The 23,934-nt window shown below is 72.4% G+C and carries 21 protein-coding genes; 4 read left to right on the top strand and 17 right to left on the bottom strand.

Annotated features, from left to right (window positions below; translation table 11 throughout):
• Positions 1-39: 39 nt before the first annotated feature.
• The 6 genes from QNO09_RS12250 to QNO09_RS12225 all read right to left on the bottom strand — a co-directional run bounded on the left by QNO09_RS12250 (position 40) and on the right by QNO09_RS12225 (position 7,462).
• Positions 40-3,192 carry a helix-turn-helix transcriptional regulator gene (locus QNO09_RS12250; RefSeq protein WP_502962289.1) on the bottom strand — a complete coding sequence of 1,051 codons (3,153 nt, stop codon included), beginning with the start codon at positions 3,190-3,192 and terminating at the stop codon, positions 40-42.
• Between the two features lie 26 nt (positions 3,193-3,218).
• Positions 3,219-3,404: a hypothetical protein gene (locus tag QNO09_RS12245; RefSeq protein ID WP_283970165.1), complete on the bottom strand. Its 186-nt coding sequence runs from the start codon at positions 3,402-3,404 to the stop codon at positions 3,219-3,221.
• A gap of 198 nt (positions 3,405-3,602) precedes the next feature.
• Entirely contained in the window at positions 3,603-4,139 is a 537-nt protein-coding gene (locus QNO09_RS12240; RefSeq protein WP_283970164.1) for a hypothetical protein, read from the bottom strand.
• A 35-nt stretch (positions 4,140-4,174) separates the two neighbouring features.
• Complete coding sequence (locus QNO09_RS12235) at positions 4,175-4,747, bottom strand: GNAT family N-acetyltransferase (protein WP_283970163.1); 573 nt, start codon at positions 4,745-4,747, stop codon at positions 4,175-4,177.
• Positions 4,725-6,968, bottom strand: coding sequence for an MMPL family transporter (locus QNO09_RS12230; protein ID WP_283970162.1), 2,244 nt, complete (start codon positions 6,966-6,968; stop codon positions 4,725-4,727). Before QNO09_RS12230 ends, QNO09_RS12235 begins: the two co-directional genes overlap by 23 nt.
• Positions 6,969-7,126: 158 nt before the next feature.
• A complete protein-coding gene (locus tag QNO09_RS12225; RefSeq protein ID WP_283970161.1) occupies positions 7,127-7,462 on the bottom strand; it encodes a hypothetical protein in 336 nt (111 codons plus the stop codon).
• Between the two features lie 191 nt (positions 7,463-7,653).
• Here QNO09_RS12225 and QNO09_RS12220 point away from each other — a divergent pair, with 191 nt between their 5' ends.
• Positions 7,654-8,457: an SAM-dependent methyltransferase gene (locus QNO09_RS12220; protein WP_283970160.1), complete on the top strand. Its 804-nt coding sequence runs from the start codon at positions 7,654-7,656 to the stop codon at positions 8,455-8,457.
• A gap of 61 nt (positions 8,458-8,518) precedes the next feature.
• Here QNO09_RS12220 and gatB read toward each other — a convergent pair whose 3' ends face one another.
• The 10 genes from gatB to QNO09_RS12170 form a co-directional block, all read right to left on the bottom strand.
• A complete protein-coding gene (gene gatB / locus QNO09_RS12215) occupies positions 8,519-10,033 on the bottom strand; it encodes an Asp-tRNA(Asn)/Glu-tRNA(Gln) amidotransferase subunit GatB (RefSeq protein ID WP_283970159.1) in 1,515 nt (504 codons plus the stop codon).
• A gap of 14 nt (positions 10,034-10,047) precedes the next feature.
• Entirely contained in the window at positions 10,048-10,287 is a 240-nt protein-coding gene (locus QNO09_RS12210) for a hypothetical protein (protein WP_283970158.1), read from the bottom strand.
• Entirely contained in the window at positions 10,284-11,777 is a 1,494-nt protein-coding gene (gene gatA / locus QNO09_RS12205) for an Asp-tRNA(Asn)/Glu-tRNA(Gln) amidotransferase subunit GatA (protein ID WP_283970157.1), read from the bottom strand. The genes QNO09_RS12210 and gatA overlap by 4 nt, the downstream gene beginning before the upstream one ends.
• 5 nt (positions 11,778-11,782) lie before the next feature.
• Positions 11,783-12,079, bottom strand: a complete 297-nt coding sequence (gene gatC, locus QNO09_RS12200) for an Asp-tRNA(Asn)/Glu-tRNA(Gln) amidotransferase subunit GatC (RefSeq protein ID WP_018531282.1) — start codon at positions 12,077-12,079, stop codon at positions 11,783-11,785.
• Between the two features lie 827 nt (positions 12,080-12,906).
• On the bottom strand, positions 12,907-15,183 hold the full coding sequence (locus QNO09_RS12195; RefSeq protein ID WP_283970156.1) for a putative bifunctional diguanylate cyclase/phosphodiesterase: 2,277 nt from the start codon (positions 15,181-15,183) through the stop codon (positions 12,907-12,909).
• A 258-nt stretch (positions 15,184-15,441) separates the two neighbouring features.
• Complete coding sequence (gene ligA / locus QNO09_RS12190; RefSeq protein WP_283970155.1) at positions 15,442-17,637, bottom strand: NAD-dependent DNA ligase LigA; 2,196 nt, start codon at positions 17,635-17,637, stop codon at positions 15,442-15,444.
• A 15-nt stretch (positions 17,638-17,652) separates the two neighbouring features.
• Positions 17,653-18,660, bottom strand: coding sequence for a methionine synthase (locus tag QNO09_RS12185; protein WP_283970154.1), 1,008 nt, complete (start codon positions 18,658-18,660; stop codon positions 17,653-17,655).
• Positions 18,661-18,691: 31 nt separating this feature from the next.
• Positions 18,692-19,390, bottom strand: a complete 699-nt coding sequence (locus QNO09_RS12180) for an SDR family oxidoreductase (RefSeq protein ID WP_283970153.1) — start codon at positions 19,388-19,390, stop codon at positions 18,692-18,694.
• Between the two features lie 18 nt (positions 19,391-19,408).
• Positions 19,409-19,948, bottom strand: coding sequence for an LOG family protein (locus tag QNO09_RS12175; RefSeq protein WP_283970152.1), 540 nt, complete (start codon positions 19,946-19,948; stop codon positions 19,409-19,411).
• A complete protein-coding gene (locus tag QNO09_RS12170) occupies positions 19,945-20,748 on the bottom strand; it encodes a class I SAM-dependent methyltransferase (RefSeq protein ID WP_283970151.1) in 804 nt (267 codons plus the stop codon). Before QNO09_RS12170 ends, QNO09_RS12175 begins: the two co-directional genes overlap by 4 nt.
• Before the next feature lie 81 nt (positions 20,749-20,829).
• On the opposite strand from QNO09_RS12170, the gene QNO09_RS12165 reads away from it, so the two are divergent.
• Together QNO09_RS12165 and QNO09_RS12160 are read left to right on the top strand one after the other, a co-directional pair.
• The gene (locus QNO09_RS12165; RefSeq protein WP_283970150.1) at positions 20,830-21,153 is read left to right on the top strand and encodes a DUF427 domain-containing protein; all 324 of its coding nucleotides are present in this window, start codon (positions 20,830-20,832) and stop codon (positions 21,151-21,153) included.
• A gap of 61 nt (positions 21,154-21,214) precedes the next feature.
• Positions 21,215-21,997 carry an alpha/beta fold hydrolase gene (locus QNO09_RS12160; RefSeq protein ID WP_283970149.1) on the top strand — a complete coding sequence of 261 codons (783 nt, stop codon included), beginning with the start codon at positions 21,215-21,217 and terminating at the stop codon, positions 21,995-21,997.
• Positions 21,998-22,054: 57 nt separating this feature from the next.
• Here QNO09_RS12160 and mnmA read toward each other — a convergent pair whose 3' ends face one another.
• The gene (gene mnmA, locus QNO09_RS12155; RefSeq protein ID WP_283970148.1) at positions 22,055-23,185 is read right to left on the bottom strand and encodes a tRNA 2-thiouridine(34) synthase MnmA; all 1,131 of its coding nucleotides are present in this window, start codon (positions 23,183-23,185) and stop codon (positions 22,055-22,057) included.
• A 60-nt stretch (positions 23,186-23,245) separates the two neighbouring features.
• Here mnmA and QNO09_RS12150 point away from each other — a divergent pair, with 60 nt between their 5' ends.
• Positions 23,246-23,911: an N-acetylmuramoyl-L-alanine amidase gene (locus tag QNO09_RS12150; RefSeq protein WP_283970147.1), complete on the top strand. Its 666-nt coding sequence runs from the start codon at positions 23,246-23,248 to the stop codon at positions 23,909-23,911.
• Positions 23,912-23,934 lie beyond the last annotated feature (23 nt).

Genomic DNA, 23,934 nt, shown 5'->3' with positions numbered 1-23,934 from the left:
GGGCCCGCGGCATCCGCGACGCCCCTGACAGCGTATGCCTCAGCCCGCCGTACCGGGCAAGAGCATGTCGGCCGGGAACAGCCCCAGCCGGTGGGCCACCGCCGCGGCCTCGCCCCGCCCGGAGACGCCGAGCTTGCCGAGGATGTTGGAGACGTGCACGCTCGCGGTCTTCGGCGAGATGAACAGCTCCTTCGCTATCCGGCGGTTGGTGTGGCCGGCGGCGACCAGGCGCAGCACGTCCCGTTCCCGGCTGGTGAGGCCCAGGGCCTCCACGGGGTCGGCCGCATCGGGGCCCGGTTCCCCGGCACGCGTGAGCGGGAGGCGGGCGCGCCGGCCGAGCGCACGGGCGGCGTCGGCGAGCGGCCGGGCACCGAGGTGGCCGGCGACGGTGTGGGTGAGGCGGAGCAGTTCCGTGGCACGGTCACGCTCGTCCTCGCCGCCGACCGCCAGCAGGGACTCGGCCAGGCGGTACCGGACGCGGGCGAGGTCGTAGGGCCGGTCCAGGGGTTCGAAGGCGGTGACCACCTCGGACCAGGCGTCCGGGGTGCTCCGGCCCTCGGCGCGGTGGAGTTCGGCCCGGACCCACTGCTCGTGGGCCAGCCAGACGGGGGCGTGGGTGGTGAGGCGCTTGACGACCCCGAAGATGCCGTCCAGAACGCCCTCGCGGCCCTCGCGGGCGGCCGGCAGCGCCCGGGAGTCGGCCTCGGCGGTGGCCGCTGCGAGCAGCAGGGGCCAGGCGTAGCGCTGGGTGCCGAGCGGGAAGCCCGATTCGAGGGTGCGGGCCAGTTCGGCGCGGGCGTCGGCCAGGCGCCCCTCGGCGGCGGCGAGCGCGATGGTGAGCCAGGAGATCGGCAGGTCGTGCTGCGGCATGGGGTCGTGCGGGCCGTAGGCGGCGCGGCCCTGGGCGAGGTGGCGGGCCGCCTCGGGCACCTGCCCGCGCGCCAGCGCCAGGAAGGCCAGGCAGTTGGCGCCGGACCCGTGCGGACCGGCCGTCTGTCCGCGTCGCTGGGCATTGCCGGCGGCCTCGGCGGCCTCGTCCCAGCGGCCGAGGGAGAGGAGCGATTCGGCGAGGTTGCTCCAGATCCAGGCCTCGGCGTCCCGCAGGCCCATCGTCCCCGTGAGCCGCAGGCCTTCGCGCAGGATGCCGACGGCCTCCTCGGAGCGGCCGACGCCTTCGAGGACGGAGGGCAGGTTCACATGGCTGCGCCCCGCGATCGCCGCGAGGCCCCGGGCGACCACCTCGTCCCTGACGTCGTACATGTGGCCGAGACCGGTGTCGATCTGCCCGGCGTCGACCATCAGTCCGCCGAGGGTGAGCCGGGCGTTGGACTCGATGTCGTCGGCGCCGACCATGCGCGCGTACTCGACGGCCCGCTCGGCGGCCGTCAGGGCGTCCGGGCCCGGTTCGCGGAGCATCGACCAGTGGGCGGCCGTGGCCAGCACCTCGGCGTGCACCTCGGACGGCGGCAGGCCGCGGACCAGTTCCTGCGCGGTGGCGATCTCCTTCCAGCCGTCGCCCCGGGCCAGCCCCTGCACCAGCCGGGAGCGCTGGATCCAGAACCAGGCGGCACGCTGGGGGTCCCCCCTGCCCTCCTCGTCCAGCAGGCGCAGCGCCCGCTTGGTGATCTTCAGGGCGCGTTCGCGTTCCCCACAGAGCCGTCCGGCGACGGCCGCCTCGGCCAGCAGGTCCAGGTAGCGCAGGGCGGTGGTGGCCGGATCACATCCGCAGGGAGGGTAGACCTCGGCGTAGTCGACCGGGCGCAGGGTGCGGCGTACGGCGTCGGGGGCGCTGTCCCACAGTTCCATCGCCCGTTCCAGCAGCCGGAGTTGCTCGGCGTAGGCGTGCCGGCGGCGGGCGGAGACGGAGGCTTCGAGGACGGCGGGCAGGGCCTTGGCGGCGTCGTGGGCGTGGTACCAGTAGCTGGCCAGGCGTGTGGTCCGCTGGTCGGCGGGGACGAGGGCCGGGTCGCTCTCCAGGGCTTCGGCGTAGCGGCGGTTGAGGCGGGAGCGCTCGCCGGGCAGCAGGTCGTCGCTGACGGCCTCGCGGACCAGGGAGTGCCGGAAGCGGTAGCCGTCGTCGCCGGGCGCGGGGGCGAGGATGCCGGCGTTCACGGCGGCCCGCAGCGCCTCGATGAGGTCGTCCTCGGTGAGCCGGGCGACGGCGGCCAGCAGCCGGTACTCGACGGTGGAGCCGCCTTCGGCGACGATCCGGGCGACCTGCTGGGCGGGTTCCGGCATCCTTTCGACGCGGACGAGCAGCAGATCGCGCAGCGAGTCGGTCAGACCGGTCCGGCAGCCCTCGTGCGCGGCGACGGCGAGTTCCTCGACGAAGAAGGCGTTGCCGTCGGAGCGTTCGAAGATCGCGTCGACCTGGTCCGGTTCGGGATCGTGGGCGAGGATCCCGGCGATCTGGTGGCACACCTCGTCGCGGTTGAAGCGGGCGAGTTCGAGGCGGCGGATCGTGCGGAGCCGGTCGAGTTCGGCGAGCAGGGGCCGCAGCGGATGGCGACGGTGGATGTCGTCGGAACGATAGGTGGCGAGGACGACGAGCCGGCCGGTGCGCACGGTGCGCAGGAGGTAGGAGAGCAGATGCCGGGTGGAGGCGTCGGCCCAGTGCAGGTCCTCCAGGACGAGGACGACGGTGTGCTCGGCGGAGACGCGTTCCAGCAGGCGTGCGGTGAGCTCGAAGAGGCGGGCCATGCCGTCCTCGTCGTGCCGTCCGGCCCTCGACTCGCCCAGTTCGGGCAGCAGGCGGGCCAGTTCCTCCTCCTGGCCGGCGGCCGCGGCGGCCAGCTCGCCGGGGAGTTCGCGGCGCAGTGCGCGCAGCGCGGTGGAGAAGGGGGCGAAGGGCAGCCCGTCGGCGCCGATCTCCACGCAGCCGCCGAGCGCGATCACCGCCCCGCGGCGGCGGGCGGCGGCGGCGAACTCCTCGACCAGGCGGGTCTTGCCGACTCCGGCCTCCCCGCCGATGAGCAGCGCCTGGGGCTCGCCCTCGCCGGCGCGGACGAGCGCGTCGTGCAGCGTGCCCAGCTCCTCGGCTCGGCCGACGAACACGGGGCTGACGGACCTGGTCTCCACGGCCCCGAGCATCGCATGCGGGCCGGACGGCGCGGCACCGGTTTTCCGGTGAACGGCCGGGGCAGCGGCCGCCGTTGCGGTGCGAACGACGGCCGCTGCCCCGCGGGCGGCCATGACGGTGGCCGGTCCCGCCCCGGTGTTCACGCCGTCCGGGCGGACCGGAGCCGGCGGAAACGGCTGCTATGGCTCTCGTGCTCGGCGGAGTGTTCATCCGCCGGGTGCCGGGCCGCGCGGCGGGCCCGGGCGGCCTCGCGGACCAGGCGCTCGTGGTCGGCGCGGCGGATGAGGTCGGCGGTGCGCAGCTGCTGGAGCTCGTACTCGTACATGGTGTGTCCTTGGTGAGAGGGCCGGTCGCGGAGGGTTTCTCCGCGCCGACCTCACTCTCGTCTCCCAGGTGGGGCGGCCACATCGGGAGAGTTCCGCATCTTCGGCGCCACGAGGGGCCTTAGACACGGCCGAGGGGCCTCAGGGGCTTCCGTAAGGTGCTTACGGAAGCCCTGAGACCCCTCGGGACGTGCGGCGGCTCAGCTCGCGGACGGCAGTCCGAGCAGGATGCCGGTGTACTTGAGCACGGCCAGGAACAGGCCGATGACGCCGAGCGCGACTCCGGCCCAGGCGACGGATTTGATCCAGGGGGCCTGGATCCTGCCGGGCGGGCCGAACGCGGGGCGGGCGAGCGTCACGACGCCGACGACCAGCGCGATCAGCGCGAACAGGCCACCCCACAGGGCGGTGGTCTGCCAGGCGTCGCCGTAGACCGCCTGGATCTGCTGGGCCACGCCCGCGTTCTGCGCGGTCTCCAGCTGACCGATGAGGTTCTGGCGCGCGGAGGCCACGGTGCCGATCCAGCTGCCGGTGAGCGAGACGACGCCCAGCGCGGCGGAGACCACGGCGGCGGCGCCCTGGCCGACGCCGGAGGGGCTCTCGTTCTTGGTCTGCGCGTCCTCGGCCGTGGCCGGGACCTCGCTCTGGGGCACCTGGTCGGACTCCGTGGTGTCCACCGCCCCCTCGTCGGTCGTGGCCTTGGTGGCCTCGGTCTCGTCCACTGCGTTCGTTGGCATGTCTCGCACCGTAGGGTCGCTGTCTGAGAAGTCTCTTAATGATCGTCCTGAGCGGCACGCGCGCGTGCGGCGCGCCACTCTGGCGCCAGCACCGACCAGACTTCGAGATCGTGCCGTACGCCACCATAGGGGTGTGCCTCGCGCCGCACACCGTCACGGGTCATTCCGAGTCGCCGCGCCACGTTCAGGCTCGGCTGGTTGCCGGAGGCGGCGACCCACTCGACGCGGTGGATGCCACGCTCCTCGACGGCCCAGTCGATGAGGACCCGCATCGCGCGCGTGACCAGTCCCCGGCCCGTTCCGGCCGGCTCCAGCCAGCAGCCGACCTCACAGTTCCCGGCCGCCGCGTCGAAGTTCAGGAACAGCACCCCGCCCACCAGCGTCCCGTCCAGCCACAGGCCGTGCAGGGAGCCCGTGTCGGCGGCGCGCAGGTCGGCGTACCGCTGGAGCTTGGCCCGCGCCGAGGCCGGGTCCGTCTCGGTGGTCCCGAACGGGATGTACTGCCCGATGAACTCCCGGCCCCGCTCCAGGTGCGCCAGGAACTCTCCGGCGTGCCAGGGCTCCAGGGGCCTCAGCTCGGCGTCGTCACCCAGGGATATCGCGTACATCCCGCTGCCGCTCCTCCTCGGCCAGGACGTCCGCCACCTCGGCGTCCGTCGCGGCTGCCAGCCTCTCATGGGCGGCACGGCTCTCGGGCGGCTCGATGCTGATGCGCGGCATGCGCTTGTCGAGCCAGCGGGGCAGCCACCAGTTGGCCCCGCCGAGCAGGTGCATCAGGGCGGGCACCAGGAGGGTGCGCAGGACGAAGGCGTCCAGGGCGACGGCGGCCGCGAGGGCGATGCCGAACATGGCGATGACCCGGTCGCCGCTGAGGACGAAGGCGAGGAAGACGGAGATCATGATGACCGCCGCCGAGTTGATCACCCGGCTGGTCTCGGCGAGGCCGACGCGCACGGCCCGCCGGTTGTCCCCGGTCTCCAGCCACTCCTCGTACATCCGGCTGACCAGGAAGACCTGGTAGTCCATGGAGAGGCCGAACAGCACCGACACCATGATCACGGGCAGGAAGGGCTCGATGGGCCCCGCGCTGCCGAGGCCGAGCAGTTCGCTGCCCCAGCCCCATTGGAAGATCGCGACCACCACGCCGAAGGCGGAGGCCACGGCGGCGACGTTCATCACGGCGGCCTTCAGCGGTATGCCGACGGACCGGAAGGCCAGCAGGAGCAGCAGACAGCCCAGGCCGATGACGACCCCGACGAACGCGGGCAGCTTGGAGACGATGACGTCGGCGAAGTCGTCGTAGCCGGCCGTCATGCCGCCCACCTGCACGTCCAGGGAGGTGCCCGCCTCGGCACGCGGCAGCACCTCGCCGCGCAGCCGGTCGACGAGGTCGCTGGTCGCTTGCGACTGCGGGGAGGACTCCGGGACGACGGTGAGGTACGCGGTGTGGCCGCCGGAGTCGAAGGTGACCGGGGTGACCGCGGCGACGCCGTCGGTGGTGCGGAGGGTGCCGTCGAGGTTGTCCAGGGCGAGCTTGTCGCCGGCTCCGTCGACCTTCGTGACGAGGGTGAGCGGGCCGTTCACGCCGGGGCCGAAACCGTCGGCCAGGAGGTCGTAGGCCTGCCGGGTGGTGGCCGTCTTCGGGCCGTTGCCCTGGTCGGAGGTGCCCAGGTGCAGGGAGAAGGTGGGCAGCGCGAGGACGGCCATGACGACCAGGGCGACCGCGCCGAGCACCTTGGGGTGGCGCTCCACGAAGGCCGACCAGCGGGCCGCGAAGCCGGTGGGCACCTCGGGTTCCGGTCCGTGCTCCGCGAGACGGCGGCGCTCGCGGCGGCTGAGGGCGCGCATGCCGATGAAGGACAGCAGGGCGGGCAGCAGGGTCACGGAGGCGGCGACGGTGAGGACCACGGTGAGGCTGGCCGCGACGGCGACGCCGTTGAGGAAGCTCAGCCGCAGGATCAGCATGCCCAGCAGGGCGATGCAAACGGTGGCACCCGCGAACACGACCGCCCGTCCCGTGGTCGCGACGGCGCTCGTGGCCGCCTCGGTGACGGACAGCCCGCGTTTCAGCCCGCGCCGGTGTCTGGTGACGATGAACAGCGCGTAGTCGATGCCGACGCCGAGCCCGATCAGCATGCCCAGCATGGGCGCGAAGTCGGCGACGGTCATGGCGTGTCCGAGCAGCACGATCCCGGCGTAGGCGGTGCCGACGCCGACCAGGGCGGTGGCGATGGGCAGCAGGGACGCGGCGAGCGAGCCGAAGGCGAGGAACAGCACCACCGCGGCGACGATCACGCCGACGATCTCGGCGAGGTGCCCGCCGGAGGACTCGGTGAGCGCGACGGCGCTGCCGCCCAGCTCCACCTGGAGCCCGTCGGTCTCGGCGCTCTTCGCCGTGTCGACGACGGCCTGTGCCTGGCCCTCGCCGATGTCCTCGGCCCGGTCGTCGAAGGTGACCGAGGCGTACGCGGTGCGGCCGTCCGCGCTGATGCGGCCCTCGCCCGGCCCGTCGTAGGGGCTGGTGACCGAGGCCACGCCGGGGAGGTTCTCGATCCGGTCCAGGGTGCGGGTCATCGTCTGCTCGACGTCGGCGGCGCGGACGCTGCCGGAGGTGTGCCAGACGACGGTGTCGCTGTCCCCGCCGAGCTGCGGGAACCCTTCGTGCAGCAGTTCGGTGGCACGGCCCGACTCGGTGCCGGGGACCTGGTAGTCGTTCGAGTACGCGGTACCGGCGACGGCGGCACCGGCGGCGATCCCCGAGAACGCGAGGAGCCACAGCAGGACGCTGAGCAGACGGCGCTGGACACACCAGCGTGCGAGGGCTGCCACGAAACGTGCTCCCGGAGTTGCCTTGGGTGGATCTTTGACCGGGAACAGTCGTGCATGAACTGAACGGCCAGCAAAGAACGCATGAGCAATGCGCTGCCACTCTTACAAACGCGTGAGATCATTTGTCGGCTTCGTGGGCTTATTCACAGCGTCCGGCCTCAGTCGAACTGGTCCCCCAGCGCCATCACCATCACGCCCGCGACCAGCAGCCACAGCGCGCGCCGGGTGCGGCCACGGGAGCCCAGCACGGCGGCGGCAGCGCAGACGGCGGCCCCGCCGGCGTACGCGGCCGGGACGAGCGCCGGTGCGGAGCCGGTGAGGCGGAGCAGCGCCGCGGCGAACCCCGCCAGGGTCAGTGCGGCGCCGGTGGCCGCCGCCGTCCAGCGGGCCCGGCGCGCGTCTTCCATGAGGTCGTCGGCGGCCTCGTCCTGCCCGGCGGCCGTCTCCGAGTCCGCTATCGCGGGATCGATGTCGGAATCAGCACGTCCACTCATGGCCGAGACGGTAGCGCGCCGGGCGGGGAAAACCGGGTGCGGGGCCGGTCAGCGGGCTGTTAGCGTCCGCTCGTCCGAGGAATGCCCGCGGCATCCCGCCGCCCGGCCGAAGCAGGTGCGTTGTTTGACGGTCCGACCGAGCTCCTCCCCATCCCCTTTCTTCCTCAAGGACTCAAGGAGCCCGTCCACCGATGTCGGACATCACTTCCCGGACCTCGAACGACCCCCTCACTGACCGTGTGCGTCACCCCGGCTATCCGCGCAGCAACGGCTACGACGCCCGCTGGACCATCGACCACCAGATGGGCCCGCACGCGCTGTGGCTGCTGGAGTGGCTGGCCCCCGCCCTGGGGCTCGACACCCTGAGCCCCGGATCCCGCGTGCTCGACCTGGGCTGCGGCCGCGCCATGACGTCGGTCTTCCTCGCCCGGGAGTACGACGTTCAGGTCACCGCCGCCGACCTGTGGGTCAAGCCCGGCGAGAACGCCGGGCGCATCGCCGAGGCGGGCGTCGCCGACCGCGTCCTGCCCGTGTTCGCCGAGGCGCACGACCTGCCGTTCGGCGAGAGCAGCTTCGACACGATCGTCTCGATCGACGCCTACCAGTACTTCGGCACCGACGACCTCTACCTGCCCCACCTGACGCGGCTGCTGAAGCCCGGCGGGCGGATCGGCGTCGTCGTACCGGCGCTGCGCGAGGAGATCGACGGCGTCGAGCCGCCGGAGCACCTCAAGCCGTACTGGCAGCCCGACTTCTGGTGCTTCCACACCGCGGCGTGGTGGCGACGCCACTGGACCCGCAGCGGGGCCGTGGAGGTCGAGACCGCGGACTGGCTGGAGGACGGCTGGCGCGACTGGCTGCGCTGGTGCGAGGTCGTGGCCGAGGAGCACACGGACGACTGGCACATCCGGATGGCCCGGCAGTGCGCCGAGATGCTGCGCCTCGACCGGGGCGAGACGCTGGGCTTCGTCCGGGTCGTGGGGCGTCGCCGCTGAGCGCGTGACAAAGGGGGACGCGCCGGGTTCGGCGCATCCCCCTCGGTCGCGTCGGCGGGGCTCAGCCCTCGCTGACGCCCAGCTTCTGCAGGATCAGCTCCTTGACGCGGGCCGCGTCGGCCTGCCCCCGGGTCGCCTTCATGACCGCGCCGACCAGGGCGCCGGCCGCGGCCACCTTGCCGCCGCGGATCTTGTCCGCGATGGCCGGGTTGCCGGCGATGGCCTCCTCGACGGCGGTGGTGAGGGCGCCCTCGTCGGAGACGACCTTCAGGCCCCGCTTGTCGACGACCTCGTCCGGGGTGCCCTCGCCCGCGAGGACGCCCTCGATGACCTGCCGGGCCAGCTTGTCGTTCAGGTCGCCCTTCGCGACGAGCTCGGTGACCCGGGCGACCTGGACCGGCGTGATCGCCAGCTCGTCGAGCGCCTTGCCCGACTCGTTGGCACTGCGGGCCAGCTCGCCCATCCACCACTTGCGGGCGGACGCCGCGTCGGCCCCGGCCTCGATGGTGGCGACGATCGGCTCCAGCGCACCGGCGTTGAGGATCGCCTGCATGTCGGTGGCCGAGACACCCCACTCCTCACGGAGCCGGTTGCGGCGGACCAGCGGCAGCTCGGGCAGCCCGGCGCGGATCTCCTCGACCCACTCGCGGGACGGGGCCACCGGGACGAGGTCGGGCTCCGGGAAGTACCGGTAGTCCTCGGCCTCCTCCTTCACCCGGCCCGAGGTCGTCGACCCCGTGTCCTCGTGGAAGTGGCGGGTCTCCTGGATGATCGTGCCGCCGGACGACAGCACGGCCGCGTGCCGCTGGATCTCGAAGCGGGCCGCGCGCTCCACGGACCGCAGCGAGTTGACGTTCTTCGTCTCCGAACGCGTGCCGAACTTCTCGGTGCCGTGCGGGCGCAGCGACAGGTTCACGTCGCAGCGCATCTGGCCCATCTCCATCCGGGCCTCGGAGACGCCGAGCGCCTTGATGAGCTCGCGCAGCTCACGGACGTAGGCCCGCGCGACCTCGGGGGCACGCTCGCCCGCGCCCTCGATCGGCTTGGTGACGATCTCGATGAGCGGGATACCGGCGCGGTTGTAGTCCAGCAGGGAGTGGGACGCGCCGTGGATGCGGCCGGTGGCGCCGCCGACGTGGGTCGACTTGCCGGTGTCCTCCTCCATGTGGGCGCGTTCGATCTCCACGCGGAAGGTCTCGCCGTCCTCCAGCTGGACGTCGAGGTAGCCGTTGAAGGCGATCGGCTCGTCGTACTGGGAGGTCTGGAAGTTCTTCGGCATGTCCGGATAGAAGTAGTTCTTCCGGGCGAAGCGGCACCACTCGGCGATCTCGCAGTTCAGCGCGAGGCCGATCCTGATCGCGGACTCGACGCCGGTCGCGTTGACGACCGGGAGCGCGCCGGGCAGGCCGAGGCAGACCGGGCAGGTCTGCGTGTTGGCGTCCTGGCCGAGGGCGGTCGAGCAGCCGCAGAACATCTTGGTCTTGGTGCCGAGTTCGACATGGACCTCAAGGCCCATGACGGGGTCGTACGACGCGAGTGCGTCCTCGTACGACACCAGGTCGGTCGTGGTGGTCACGGTGAACTTCCCTCTCAGCCCAACAGGACGTCTTCGTCGCCCAGCTGCTTCAGCTCGCGGTAGAGAATGGCCAGGTTGGTGACGACCGCCGCTCCGGTCACGACGGCGTCGAGCAGCCGCAGCGTGTCGTTGTCTCCGCGGGCCTTCTTGATCTGCTTGTAGACCCCGAGGACGCCGAACGCCGACGTGGCCATCGAGATGTACAGACCGGACTTGGACTTCTTGAAGCCCTTGGCCTTGGACAGTGCGCTCACAGTGACGGAGCCTCCTCGATCAGCGGGTGGCCCCACTTTTCCACGAAGGCGGCCTCGACGGCCGCACCCACCTTGTACAGGCGGTCGTCCTTCATGACGGGGGCGATGATCTGCAGACCGACCGGGAGGTTGTCCTCCGGGGCGAGACCGCACGGCAGCGACATGGCCGCGTTGCCCGCCAGGTTGGTCGGGATGGTGCACAGGTCGGCGAGGTACATCGCCATCGGGTCGTCGGCGCGCTCGCCGATCGCGAAGGCGGTGGTCGGGGTCGTCGGGGAGACGATCACGTCGACCTGGTCGAACGCCTTGTCGAAGTCCTGCTTGATGAGTGTGCGGACCTTCTGGGCGCTGCCGTAGTAGGCGTCGTAGTAGCCGCTCGACAGGGCGTAGGTGCCGAGCATGATGCGGCGCTTGACCTCGGGGCCGAAGCCGGCCTCGCGGGTGAGGGAGGTGACTTCCTCGGCGGAGCGCGTGCCGTCGTCGCCGGTCCGCGCGCCGTAGCGCAGACCGTCGAAGCGGGCGAGGTTGGAGGAGCACTCGGAGGGCGCGATCAGGTAGTACGCCGACAGCGCCAGGTCGAAGGACGGGCAGTCCAGCTCGACGATCTCGGCGCCCAGCTCCTTGAGCAGCGCGACGGACTCGTCGAACCGCTGGATGACACCGGCCTGGTAGCCCTCGCCGCGGAACTGCTTGACGACGCCGACGCGCATGCCCTCGACCGAGCCGTTGCGGGCGGCCTCGACGACCGGCGGGACCGGGGCGTCGATGGACGTGGAGTCGAGCGGGTCGTGCCCCGCGATCACCTCGTGCAGCAGGGCCGCGTCCAGGACCGTGCGGGCGCAGGGGCCGCCCTGGTCGAGGGAGGAGGAGAAGGCCACCATGCCGTAGCGGGACACCCCGCCGTACGTCGGCTTCACACCGACCGTGCCGGTGACGGCGGCGGGCTGGCGGATGGAGCCGCCCGTGTCGGTGCCGATGGCGAGGGGGGCCATGTGCGCGGCCAGCGCGGCGGAGGAACCGCCCCCGGAGCCGCCGGGGATCTTGGTCAGGTCCCAGGGGTTGCCGGTCGGACCGTAGGCGCTGTTCTCGGTGGAGGACCCCATGGCGAACTCGTCCATGTTGGTCTTGCCGAGGATGACCACGTCGGCGGCCTTCAGACGCTGGGTGACGGTCGCGTCGTACGGCGGGATCCAGCCCTCGAGGATCTTCGAGCCGACCGTGGTCGGGATGCCCTCGGTGGTGAAGATGTCCTTCAGCGCGAGGGGCACACCGGCCAGCGGGCCGAGCTTCTCGCCCTTGGCGCGCTTGTCGTCGACGGCACGGGCCTGGGCCAGGGCGCCCTCGCGGTCGACGTGCAGGAAGGCGTGCACCTTCTCGTCGACGGCCTCGATGCGGGCCAGGTGGGCCTCCGTGACCTGGACCGCGGTGAGCTCGCCGGAGGCGATCTTCGCGGCGGTCTCGGCTGCCGTGAGCTTGATGATGTCCGTCATGGCTGTTAGTCCTCCCCCAGGATCTGCGGCACCTTGAAACGCTGCTGCTCCTGGGCCGGGGCGCCGGAGAGCGCCTGCTCGGGGGTGAGCGACGGACGGACCTCGTCCGCGCGCATGACGTTCGTCAGCGGGAGCGGGTGCGAGGTCGGCGGTACGTCTTGGTCGGCGACCTCACTGACGCGGGCGACCGCGCCGATGATGTCGTCCAGCTGTCCCGCGAAGTGGTCGAGCTCTTCGGGCTTCAGCTCCAGACGCGCCAGCCGGGCGAGGTGGGCGACCTCCTCGCGCGTGATGCCAGGCATGCAGCGATCCTCTGGGGTGAGTGAATGGATTTGGCCCAATCCTATGGGGCGAGGGGCCGTGCCCGTGAAACGGTTCGGCCCGGCCGTCGGCGACGGCGGTTCTCCCGGGCCCCGCTCCTCGGGATGTGGCCCTCGTGCGGCGCCCGTCGAGCCGCCGGATGACGGCCCGGACGCACTCGGACGGCGACGAGCAGTGGAACAGCGTCACCCTCGCCCGAACCGCCGAGCCGGACGAGCGGACCCCGGGCTGGAGGGCCGACCGCCGGGCAACCCCGACAGGGAGCTTCGCCCTCGCCCGAGTCGCCAAGCCGGGCGGGGCCCCGGGCTGGAGGGCCGACCGCCGGCGGGTGAGAGGGCCGGGCCCTCCTTCGCCGACCCGCGGAAGGGGCAGTACCTTCACCGGCGGGAGGCAGGGCCGCCGCCACCTCCGTCCCCGGCGGGCGGGAGGGGCACCATCCACCGGTGCCGGGGAGGGCCACCTCCGTCCCCGGCGGGCGGGAGAGGCACCATCCACCGGTGCCGGGGAGGGCCACCTCCGTCCCCGGCGGGCGGGAGAGGCACCATCCACCGGTGCCGGGGAGGGCCACCTCCGTCCCCGGCGGGCGGGAGAGGCACCATCCACCGGTGCCGGGGAGGGCCACCTCCGTCCCCGGCGGGCGGGAGAGGCACCATCCACCGGTGCCGGGGAGGGCCACCTCCGTCCCCGGCGGGCGGGAGAGGCACCATCCACCGGTGCCGGGGAGGGCCGCCTCAGTCCGCGGCAGCCGGGAGGGGCGCCTCTCGCGCGAACCACGGAGCCGTGCGGGCGGCACGGCCGGGGCGCAGGCCTACTCGTCGGCCGTCGCGGCGGGCAGCGCGGCACGCGGCCGCTGCCACCCCCGGGGCCCCCGCGCCCGCAGCCACGCCGTGGTCTCCTCCGGGGGCATCGCCGCGGCGACCAGCCAGCCCTGGACGGCGTCGCAGCCGAGGTCGCGCAGGCGCTCCCAGGTCTCGTCGTCCTCGACGCCCTCGGCGACCACGAGCAGGCCGAGGGAGTGGGCGAGGTCGACCGTGCAGCGCACGATCTCCGCGTCCTCGGTGTCGATCGCGAGCCGGGCCACGAACGAGCGGTCGATCTTCAGCTCGCTGACCGGCAGGCGGCGCAGGTGCACGAGCGAGGAGTAGCCCGTGCCGAAGTCGTCGAGGGACATCTTCACGCCGTGCGCGGTCAGCTGGTTGAGGGTGTCGGCGGCGCGCTGCGGGTCCTCCAGGAGGACGTGCTCGGTGATCTCCAGTTGGAGCGCTCCCGCCGGGACGCCGTGCCGGGCCAGCCGGGCGGCGACGGAGCCGGCGAAGCCGGGGGTGTGCACATCGCGCGGGGAGACGTTCACCGCGACCGGGACGAACAGGCCCTGGCTCCGCCAGTGCGCGACCTGGCCGAGGGCGGTCTCCAGCACGTACTCGGTGAGGTGGGGCATCAGGCCCGAGGACTCGGCGATCGCTATGAACTCGTCCGGCGGCACCTTGCCCCGCTCGGGGTGCACCCAGCGGACCAGGGCCTCCAGGCCCGCGACCTGACCGTCGAAGCGGACCTTGGGCTGGTAGTGCAGATGCACCTCGTGGGCGTCGAGGGCGCGGCGCAGATCGCCCAGCAGGCCGAGCCGGTCGGGGGTGTTGGAGTCGCGCTTGGACTCGTAGACCTCCACGCCGGTGCGGTCCCGTTTCGCCTGGTACATCGCCACGTCCGCCCGCCGCAGCAGCCCTTCGGCGTCCAGGGCGTGGTCCGGGAAGACGGCGACTCCGGCGCTGGCCTCCAGCACGAGGGTGAGGCCGTCGAGGTCGAGCGGGGAGCTGAGCGCGGCGACGAGGTTGCGGGCGACGCGGGTCGCGGAGGTCGTGGAGTCGGCGACGGGCAGTAAGACGGCGAACTCGTCCCCGCCGAGCCGGGCGGCCTCCGCCCCGCGCGGCAGCGCCACCCGCAGCCGGTCGGCGATCTGCAACAGCAGCCGGTCACCGGCGAGATGACCGAGCGTGTCGTTGACCGACCGGAACCGGTCGAGGTCGATCAGCATCAACGCGGCGCGGGCGTCGATCCGCTCCGCGTCGTCCAGTGCGGTCCAGATGCGCTCCAGCAGCCACTGGCGGTTGGGCAACCCGGTCAGAGGGTCGCGCAGTTGCTCCTCCGCGCGGGCCCGGGCTATCCACAGGGTGGAGTCCAGGGCGATGAGCGGGATGGCGAACAGCGGCAGCAGGATCGGCTTGGCCGCGGCGACCACGCAGATCAGCGGCGCGATTCCCAGCAGCGCTACCGCGACCAGGCCCTGTCTGACCAGGGCGGTGCGGGCGACGGTGGGCAGGCCGGGGCGCGGGGCGTGCAGGTACCAGAGCAGGACGCGGCTGACCGTCAGGTAGGCGACGGCGACCAGGGCCACCTGGGGTCCGGTGGCCATTGTCCAGGCGGCGGGCTCCGCCGGGGATTCGACGGAGGGCACGCTGCCGAAGACGCCCAGCACGAGCGCGCCGGCGCCGATGCCGAGGAGGTCGACGGCGCCGTGCAGCACGCCCTGGCGCCAGCGGTTGCGGCGGGCTATCCCGACGAGCACGACGACCGTCAGGCTGACCATGCCGGCCGGAACCCAGCCGTAGAGCAGCAGCACGGCGAGGGTGAGGGCGGCGCCCGAGCCGGTGCCGCCCCACCAGCGGGAGCGGCCCAGCATGACGAGGTGGCCGACGATGACGCCGGTCAGCACGGCCAGCGACCAGCCGGCCGCGCCGGACGGGAAGAGGGCGTGGCCGTCGGTGAAGGCGCGGTAGAAGCCCGCGCCCAGGACGAAGCCGGCCGCGGCGACGACGGCCGCGGGCAGCGCGGGCCAGGAGTGCTGCCGTTCACCGTCCGCGTCCTCGCCGACCAGTCCGGAGGTGTGGTCGGTGATCGGTCGTGCGCCGGGGCCGTCGGCGGCCCGCCCCGCGCCGGCACGCCCGTCCGGGGTGTACTGTCCGACGGCGCGCACCTCCGCCCCCGGACGTCCCGCCGGCCGCCCGGTCCCACGGACTGCACGCCATGCGACCGCCATGCGGCGCAGACGCAGCCGTGAGCCCGGCACGGCGCTCTCGGTCGGTTCCATTCCCGTCCCTCTCACAGCCGGCGGTGCCCACGCCCCGCGGCCCGGTGCCCGACAACTCTCAACGGCCCGCGCTGGAAAACCCTTCCCCGCGCTCTGTGCGAGCACGAAGTTGCCCCGACCGCAGCTGGGCACGGCAGGCGCACATCTCAACAGTAGGCCGCTGAAGGCTTCCTCGGGCAGCGGTCGCCGACGGTTGCCCGAATGCGCCCCGGCCACCCGTATGCATCTGGTATGCGCCGAACGGGTGGCCTTCAACCGCTACTCCTCGGCCGAAAGCGCGACGTCGGCCGCCGCGTCCGGTCCCTGCTCCAGCAGGACGCCGAAACCCTCCTCGTTCAGGACCGGAACCTTCAGCTGCATCGCCTTGTCGTACTTCGACCCGGGACTGTCCCCCACCACGACGAACGAGGTCTTCTTCGAAACCGAGCCGGTCACCTTCGCTCCGCGGCTCTGCAGCGCCTCCTTGGCGCCGTCCCGCGTGAAGTGTTCGAGCGTGCCGGTGACGACGACGGTGAGGCCTTCGAGGGGGCGCGGCCCCTCGTCCTCGCCGGTGCTCTCTGCCTCCAGACGGACGCCCGCGGCCTTCCACTTACGGATGATGTCGCGGTGCCAGTCCTCGGCGAACCACTGCTTGAGGGAGGCGGCGATGGTCGGGCCGACGCCCTCGGTGGCCGCCAGCTCCTCCTCCGTGGCCTGGTCGATGCGCTCGATCGAGCGGAACTCGCGGGCCAGCGCCTCGGCCGCGACGGGGCCGACGTGACGGATCGACAGGCTGGTGATGACGCGGGCGAGGGGGCGCTCCTTGGCCGCCGCGATGTTCTCCAGCATGGCCACCGCGTTCTTGCGGGGCTTGCCCTCCTGGTTGGCGAAGATCGTGGCGACCTTCTCCTCGCCGGTCTTCGGGTCGCGCTTGGGCAGACCGCTGTCCGGGTCGAGGACGTACGCCTTGATGGGCAGCAGCTGTTCGATGGTGAGGTCGAACAGGTCGCCCTCGTCGGCGAGCGGCGGGGTCTTCGGCTCCAGCGGGGCGGTGAGGGCGGCGGCGGCGACGTAGCCGAAGTGTTCGATGTCCAGGGCCTTGCGGCCCGCGAGGTAGAACAGGCGCTCGCGCAACTGGGCCGGGCAGGTGCGGGCGTTCGGGCAGCGCAGGTCGACGTCGCCCTCCTTCATCGGCCGCAGCGGCGTGCCGCACTCGGGGCACTCGCTCGGCATCACGAACTCGCGCTCACTGCCGTCGCGCAGGTCCGCGACGGGGCCGAGGATCTCCGGGATGACGTCACCGGCCTTGCGCAGCACGACCGTGTCCCCGATGAGGACGCCCTTGGCCTTCACCACGTCCTGGTTGTGCAGCGTGGCGAACTCGACCTCGGAGCCCGCGACCGTGACCGGCTCGACCTGGGCGTACGGGGTGACGCGGCCCGTGCGGCCCACACCCACACGGATGTTGACGAGCTTGGTGTTGACCTCCTCCGGCGCGTACTTGTACGCGATCGCCCAGCGCGGTGCGCGCGAGGTGGAGCCCAGGCGGCCCTGAAGGGGGATCTGGTCGAGCTTGACGACCACGCCGTCGATCTCGTGCTCCACGGAGTGGCGGTTCTCGCCGAAGTGGGCGATGAACTCCCGTACGCCCTCCAGCCCGTCGACCACCTTGTTGTGCCGGGAGGTGGGCAGGCCCCAGGTCTTGAGCAGGTCGTAGGCCTGGGAGAGGCGGGTCAGGCCGGTGAAGCCCTCCAGGGCGCCGATGCCGTGGACCACCATGTGCAGGGGGCGGGTGGCGGTGACGCGCGGGTCCTTCTGGCGAAGGGAACCGGCGGCCGCGTTGCGCGGGTTGGCGAAGGGCTTGTCACCGGCCTCGACGAGGCGGGCGTTGAGCTCCTGGAACTTCTCCATCGGGAAGTAGACCTCGCCGCGGATCTCCACGAGGTCGGGGACGTCGTCGCCCTTGAGGCGGTCGGGGATCTCGGCGATCGTCCGCACGTTCGGTGTGATGTCCTCACCGGTGCGGCCGTCGCCGCGGGTGGCCGCGCGGGTGAGACGGCCGTGCTCGTAGGTGAGGTTCACGGCGAGGCCGTCGACCTTCAGCTCACACAGGAAGTGGTACTCCTGCTCGCCCAGTTCCCTGGCGATGCGCTCCGTCCAGGCGGCCATCTCCTCGTCGTTGAACGTGTTGTCGAGGGAGAGCATGCGCTCGCGGTGCTCGACCGCCGTGAACTCCGTCTCGTACGAGCCGGACACCTTCTGCGTCGGCGAGTCCGGAGTGCGCAGCTCCGGGTGCTCCTCCTCCAGCGCCTCCAGGGAACGCAGCAGCTGGTCGAACTCCGCGTCGCTGACGACGGGAGCGTCCTTCACGTAGTAGCGGAAGCGGTGCTCCTCGATCTGCTCCGCGAGGCGCGCGTGCTTCTCCCGTGCCTCGGCGGGCACCGTCGTCGTCTCCGCTTGCTTGTCGCCGGCCACCGTGTCGTCCTCCCGTTACTCTGGGTTGTCCGCGAGGGATCTCGCCGCCCGGGCGCAGTGCGCGAGAGCCGTGCGCGCGTACCCCGGGGAGGCCCCCGCGAGTCCGCACGCCGGGGTGACCGTGACCGCCTCCACGAGAAGCCCCGGAGACAGCCCCAGCCTGCGCCACAGCGTCCTGACACCCATGACGCTACCGGCAGGGTCTGACAATGGATCCTCCGCGCCCGGGACGACACCGGTGAAGAGCCGGGTGCCGGCTTCCACGGCCTCCCCGATCACTTCGTCGTCACGCTCGGTGAGCAAGGAGAAGTCGAAGGAGACGGCGGCCACCCCGGCCCGGCGGAGCAGGACGAACGGCACGTCGGGGGCGCAGGAGTGCACCACGACCGGGCCGTCGGTGTGCGTGCCGACGAGGTCGCGCAGCGTCTGCTCGACGATCTGCCGGTCGGTGGCCCGGTGGGTGCGGTAGCCGCTGGCGGTCTTCACCTGGCCGCGCAGGACGGCGGTGAGGGACGGCTCGTCGAGCTGGAGGACGAGCTGCGCCCCGGGGACCCGCCGCCGCACCTCGGCGAGGTGCAGACGCAGGCCCTCGGCGAGGGAGGCGGCGAGGTCGCGGCAGGCACCGGCGTCGGAGAGGACGGCCTCCCCGTTGCGCAGCTCCAGGTTGGCCGCGAGGGTCCAGGGACCGACGGCCTGCACCTTCAGCGGCCCCGCGTACTCCTGCGTGAACTCCTCCAGCGCGTCGAGGTCCTCGCCGAGCCAGGAGCGGGCTCGTTTGGTGTCGCGCCCTGGCCGGTCCCCGAGCCGCCATCCGCTGGGCTCCACGCGCGCGTAGAGCTCGACGAGCATGCCGGCGGTCCGCCCGATCATGTCCGCGCCGGGGCCCCGGGCGGGCAGTTCGGGCAGGAAGGGGAAGTCCTCGAAGGTGCCGGTGACGGTTTTGGCGGCCTCACGGGCGTCGCCGCCCGGCATGGATCCCACGCCGGTGGCGGCGCCGAACCTGAACTGGCTGTTTTCGCTCACCGGAGCAGCCTACGCAGCGCCGTGACCGGGGTCAGCCTCCCGGGCGCACCGTCAGGTCGTTGACCTCCGCGTCCCTCGGCAGGTCCAGGGCCATGACGATGGTCGTGGCGACCGACTCGGGGTCGATCCACTTCGAGGCGTCGTACTCCTTGCCCTCCTGCTGGTGGACCTTGGCCTGCATGGGGCTGGCGGTGCGGCCGGGGTAGACCGAGGTGACGCGGACGCCGCCCGCGTGCTCCTCGTGGCGCAGGGAGTCGGCGAGCGCCTTCAGGCCGTGCTTGGAGGCGGCGTACGCGGACCAGTCGGCGTGGGCGCTCAGGCCGGCACTGGAGTTGACGAAGAGCACGTGCCCGCGGGCGGCGCGCAGCTGGGGCAGGAAGTGGCGGGTCAGCTCGGCGGGGGCGATCAGGTTGACGTTGAGCTGGTGGCGCCAGGCTTTGGGGGTGAGCTCGCCGACCGGGCCGAGGTCGACGACGCCGGCGATGTGCAGCAGCGAGTCGACGCGGTCCGGCAGCGACTGGTGGGAGAAGGCCCAGGACAGCTTGTCGGGGTCGGCGAGGTCGCCCACCAGTGTCCTCGCGCCGGGGAACTCGGCCGCCAGCTCCTTCGCGCGGCCCGCGTCGCGCGCGTGCAGCACGAGGTCGTCCCCGCGCGCGTGCAGGCGGCGGGCCACGGCCGCGCCGATGCCGGAGCCGGCTCCGGTGATCACATGAGTAGCCATGCCCGCCATGCTCGCATCAGTACCGGGTCATCCGATGCCCCGGCTCTCCTCCAGGTACGCCAGCGCCCCCACCGGCTCCTCGGCGAAGAACACCAGGTCGGTGAGCGGCCGGGGCAGGAAGCCCTCGGTGTCCATGCGGCGGAACTGCTCCTTCAGGCCGTCGTAGAAGCCCGCGGTGTTGAGCAGGACCACCGGCTTGTCGGTGTGGCCGTGCTTCTTCAGCTCCAGGATCTCGGTCGCCTCGTCGAGCGTGCCCGTGCCGCCGACCATGATCACCACCGCGTCGGCCCGCTCCAGGAGCAGCTTCTTGCGCTCGGCGAGGTCCTTGGCGATCACCATCTCGTCGACGCCCGGGCGGGCCTTGGCCGCGAGGAACTGCACGGAGACGCCGGCCAGCCGGCCGCCCGCCTCCTGCACCCCGTCGGCGACCACCTTCATGAGGCCGACGTCGGAGCCGCCCCACACCAGCGTGTGGCCGCCCTTGCCCAGCAGCGTGGCGAACTCCCGCGCGGGGCGGGTGTAACGCTCGTCGAGGTCGGCGGCGGACAGGAAGACACAGATGTTCATGCACCCACCGTAGGGGCCCGGTCCACCGTGACGGTGACCCGGAGTTTGGACTGCCGGTGCGGGAGGCGCTCCCAGTCGTCCATGAACCGGGCGGACAGGCCGTGCCGCGCGGCGAGGTCGGTGAGGGTCCGCGTCCGGTAGTAGAAGTCCTCGTGCAGGACCTGGTGTTCCTGGCCCTCGGTGCGGTCGAACGTGAAATCGAAGAAGCCGCCGGGTGCGAGGATCCGGCCGACGTGGGCGAAGCACTCCTCGATGACGTGCAGCGGAGAGTGCGAGAAGACGCTGTGCGCGTGCACGACGTCGAAGTGCGCGTCCGGCAGGAAGGCGAAGGTGAGGTCGTCGGCGAGCGCCAGATAGGGCAGTTTGGGCTGGAGCTTCTCGGCCACGAGGGTGTCCTGGGCGGCCAGCAGGATGGGGGGCGAGATGTCGATGCCGTAGTAGTTGCCGGTGTCGAGGTAGTCGATGAACAGCCGGCCTGCGCGCAGATTGCCGCAGCCGATCTCCAGGAGGCGGTGGTGCGGCCGGAGGCCGTGGCCCACCAGGTAGTCGAACTGCATGCGGCCGATGCGCGCCCACTGCTCGCGCGAGGGGTTGTGCCCCACCGCGGCCTCGGTGCTGCGGGCCGCGTCCGAGGCCATCACGGCCCGGTAGTAGGCGATGTGGTCGGGGTGGCGCAGCCGCAGCCAGGCGTCCCGCGCCGCGCGCCGGGCGTGCGCGGGCACCCGCTCCGGGTGGCGCAGGGCGTACCGGACCTGGTGCAGCAGGCTGGAGCGGTTTCCGGCCGGTTGCGTGGCGCGCATGGGGACCTCCTGCGGCGAGGGAAGAACTCCGCTTCAGCCTGCGCTGTACCCGAGGAGTCGGCTACCCGAGGAGGGACGATCGTGACGACAGGGCATCGCATCACCATCGAACGGAGCGGCGGGCACGTGCGCGTGGTGCACGACGGGCAGGTGCTCGCGGAGAGCGACCGGTCGCTGGTCCTGCGCGAGACGGGCTGTCCCGAGCGGTACTACATCCCGGCCGAGGACGTGCGCCTGGACCTGTTGACGCCGTCCGGCACGCGGACGTACTGCCCGTTCAAGGGCACCGCCTCCTACTGGTCGCTGCCGGACGCGGCGGACCTCGTCTGGGCGTATCCGGACCCCAAGCCGGACGTCGTCGACATCAAGGACCACCTGTGCTTCTACGAAGTGGAAGTGTTCTGATCGGCGGACGCGCCGCCCGCCTCATCGATGAACACCCCGGCGTGCGGCAGTCTGCATGGGCATGGACAAGAAGACCCTTTCGGGCGACGGCACCCGCATCGCCTACGAGAGCACCGGACGCGGCCCCACGGTCGTCCTGGTGAGTGGCGCGATGTCGACGGGCGGCACCCTGGCGCCGCTGGCCGTGTCGCTCTCGGACCGTTTCCAGGCCGTCGTGTACGACCGCCGGGGCCGCGGCGCCAGCGCGGACACCGCGCCGTACGCCGTGGAGCGTGAGGTCGAGGACCTGGCCGCCGTGATCGAGGCGGTGGGCGGCGAGGCACACCTGTACGGCATCTCCTCGGGCGGGGCCCTCGCGCTGGAGGCGGCGGCGAGCGGACTGCCGGTGCGGCGCGTGGCGGTCTACGAGACGCCGTACGCGATGTCCGAGGAGGGCGCCAAGGAGCGCGCGGACTACACCCGGCGGCTGAGGGAAGCGCTCGGGGAGGGACGGCGCGGGGACGCGGTCGAGTTGTTCCTGCGCCTGACGGGCCTCGGCGAGGGCGTGATCCAGGGCGCACGCCAGTCCCCCATGTGGGCCGGCATGGAGGCCATGGCGTCGAGCCTCGCCTACGACGACGCCGTCATGGGCGACGGCCGGGTGCCCCGCTCCCGGCTGGGCTCGGTCGGCGTCCCCGTCCTGGCGGTCGCGGGGGACGCGAGCCCCGGGTGGCTGCGCGAGGCGGCCAGGGCGATCGCGGACTCCGTCCCCGACGGTTCGTACCGCACGCTCCAGGGCCAGACGCACATGGTCGAGCCGAACGTTTTGGCGCCGGCGCTGACGGAGTTCTTCAGCCGGGACTGAGCCGGGGGGCGCGGGGGCACGCGCGCGTGGAGCCCGCCCCCGGGCCCCGCCGCGGGGTCAGGCCACGCCGGCCGTCGCGCGGGTCGTCGACGCGATCGTCGCCGAGCCGACGACCCGCGTGCCGTCGTACAGGACGATCGCCTGGCCGGGCGCGACGCCGCGGACCGGCTCGGTGAAGGTCACCTCCAGGCAGCCGTCGACGACTTCGGCGGTCACCTCGGTCTCGCCGCCGTGGGCGCGCAGCTGGGCCGTGTAGGTGCCGGGGCCGGCGGGGGCGACGCCGCACCAGCGGGGCTTGACGGCGGTGAGGGCGCTGACATCCAGGGCGGACGCCGGGCCGACGGTCACCGTGTTGTCCACCGGTGAGATGTCGAGGACGTAGCGCGGCTTGCCGTCGGGGGCCGGGGTGCCGATGCGCAGCCCCTTGCGCTGGCCGATCGTGAAGCCGTACGCGCCCTCGTGCGTGCCGAGCCGGTTGCCGGACTCGTCGACGATGTCGCCCTCGGAGCGGCCGAGCCGCTTGGCGAGGAAGCCCTGGGTGTCGCCGTCGGCGATGAAGCAGATGTCGTGCGAGTCGGGCTTCTTGGCCACCGCCAGGCCCCTGCGCTCGGCCTCCGCGCGGATCTCGTCCTTGGTGGTGAGGGTGTCGCCGAGCGGGAACATCGCGTGGGCGAGCTGCCGGTCGTCGAGCACTCCGAGGACGTACGACTGGTCCTTGGCCATGTCGGAGGCGCGGTGCAGTTCGCGGGTGCCGTCCTCGCGGACGATCACCTGGGCGTAGTGGCCGGTGCAGACCGCGTCGAAGCCCAGTGCGAGCGCCTTGTCGAGGAGGGCGGCGAACTTGATCTTCTCGTTGCAGCGCAGGCAGGGGTTGGGGGTGCGGCCGGCCTCGTACTCGGCGACGAAGTCCTCGACGACGTCCTCGCGGAAGCGGTCGGCGAGGTCCCACACGTAGAACGGGATGCCGATGACGTCGGCGGCGCGGCGGGCGTCGCGCGAGTCCTCGATGGTGCAGCAGCCCCGCGCGCCCGTCCGGAACGATTGAGGGTTGGCGGAGAGCGCGAGGTGGACGCCGGTCACGTCGTGACCCGCTTCGGCCGCGCGGGCGGCGGCGACGGCGGAGTCGACTCCGCCGGACATGGCGGCCAGGACGCGGAGGGGGCGGGGGCGCTGCGGGGTCTCAGTCATAACCCTTCCAGGGTACGGGGGCGCGGGAACCAGGGCCGCCGGGTATCCGTTGACGATCACATGGGAGAGCGGAAGGCTTCGAGGGACGGCGACCGGAAGGTCGGCCGCCGGGCGCTGCTGATCGGCGGCACGGTGGCCGCGGCGGGCTCCGCCGTGCTGGCCCGGGACGAGTTGGCGCGCCTGTGGTGGCGTGCTCCGGGTGTCGAGAAACCGCGCGAGGAGGGCGAGGTCGACTACGCGGGGGCGCGCTGGGTGGCGGCGTCGGACGCCAACTGGCGCCGTGCGGACCGCCCCGACGACTACGGCATAGACATGGTGATCGTCCATGTCACGCAGGGCAGCTTCGACAGCGCGGTGAAGGCCTTCCAGGACCCGGGGCACAAGGCGGCGACGCACTACATCGTCCGGCAGGACGGGCACGTAGCACAGATGATCCGCGAGCTGGACGTGGCCTACCACGCGGGCAACCGCGACTACAACGAACGCAGTGTCGGCATCGAGCACGAGGGCTTCGTGGACCGCCCGCAGGACCTCACGGACGAGATGTACGAGGCCTCGGCCCGCCTCACGGCCCGGATCTGCGCCCGCTACGACATACCCCTCGACCGCGAGCACATCATCGGCCACGTGGAGGTCCCGGGCACGGACCACACGGACCCGGGGCGGCACTGGGACTGGGAGAAGTACATGCGTCTGGTGCGGCGGGCGGGTACGACACCGGCCTGACGCCCGGGCCCGTCGGCAGCACC

The sequence above is a fragment of the Streptomyces sp. 378 genome (assembly GCF_030124145.1).
Taxonomy (GTDB): Bacteria; Actinomycetota; Actinomycetes; order Streptomycetales; family Streptomycetaceae; genus Streptomyces.
The sequence above is the reverse complement of the archived record's forward strand: the minus strand, read 5'-3'. Positions and strand labels throughout refer to the sequence as shown.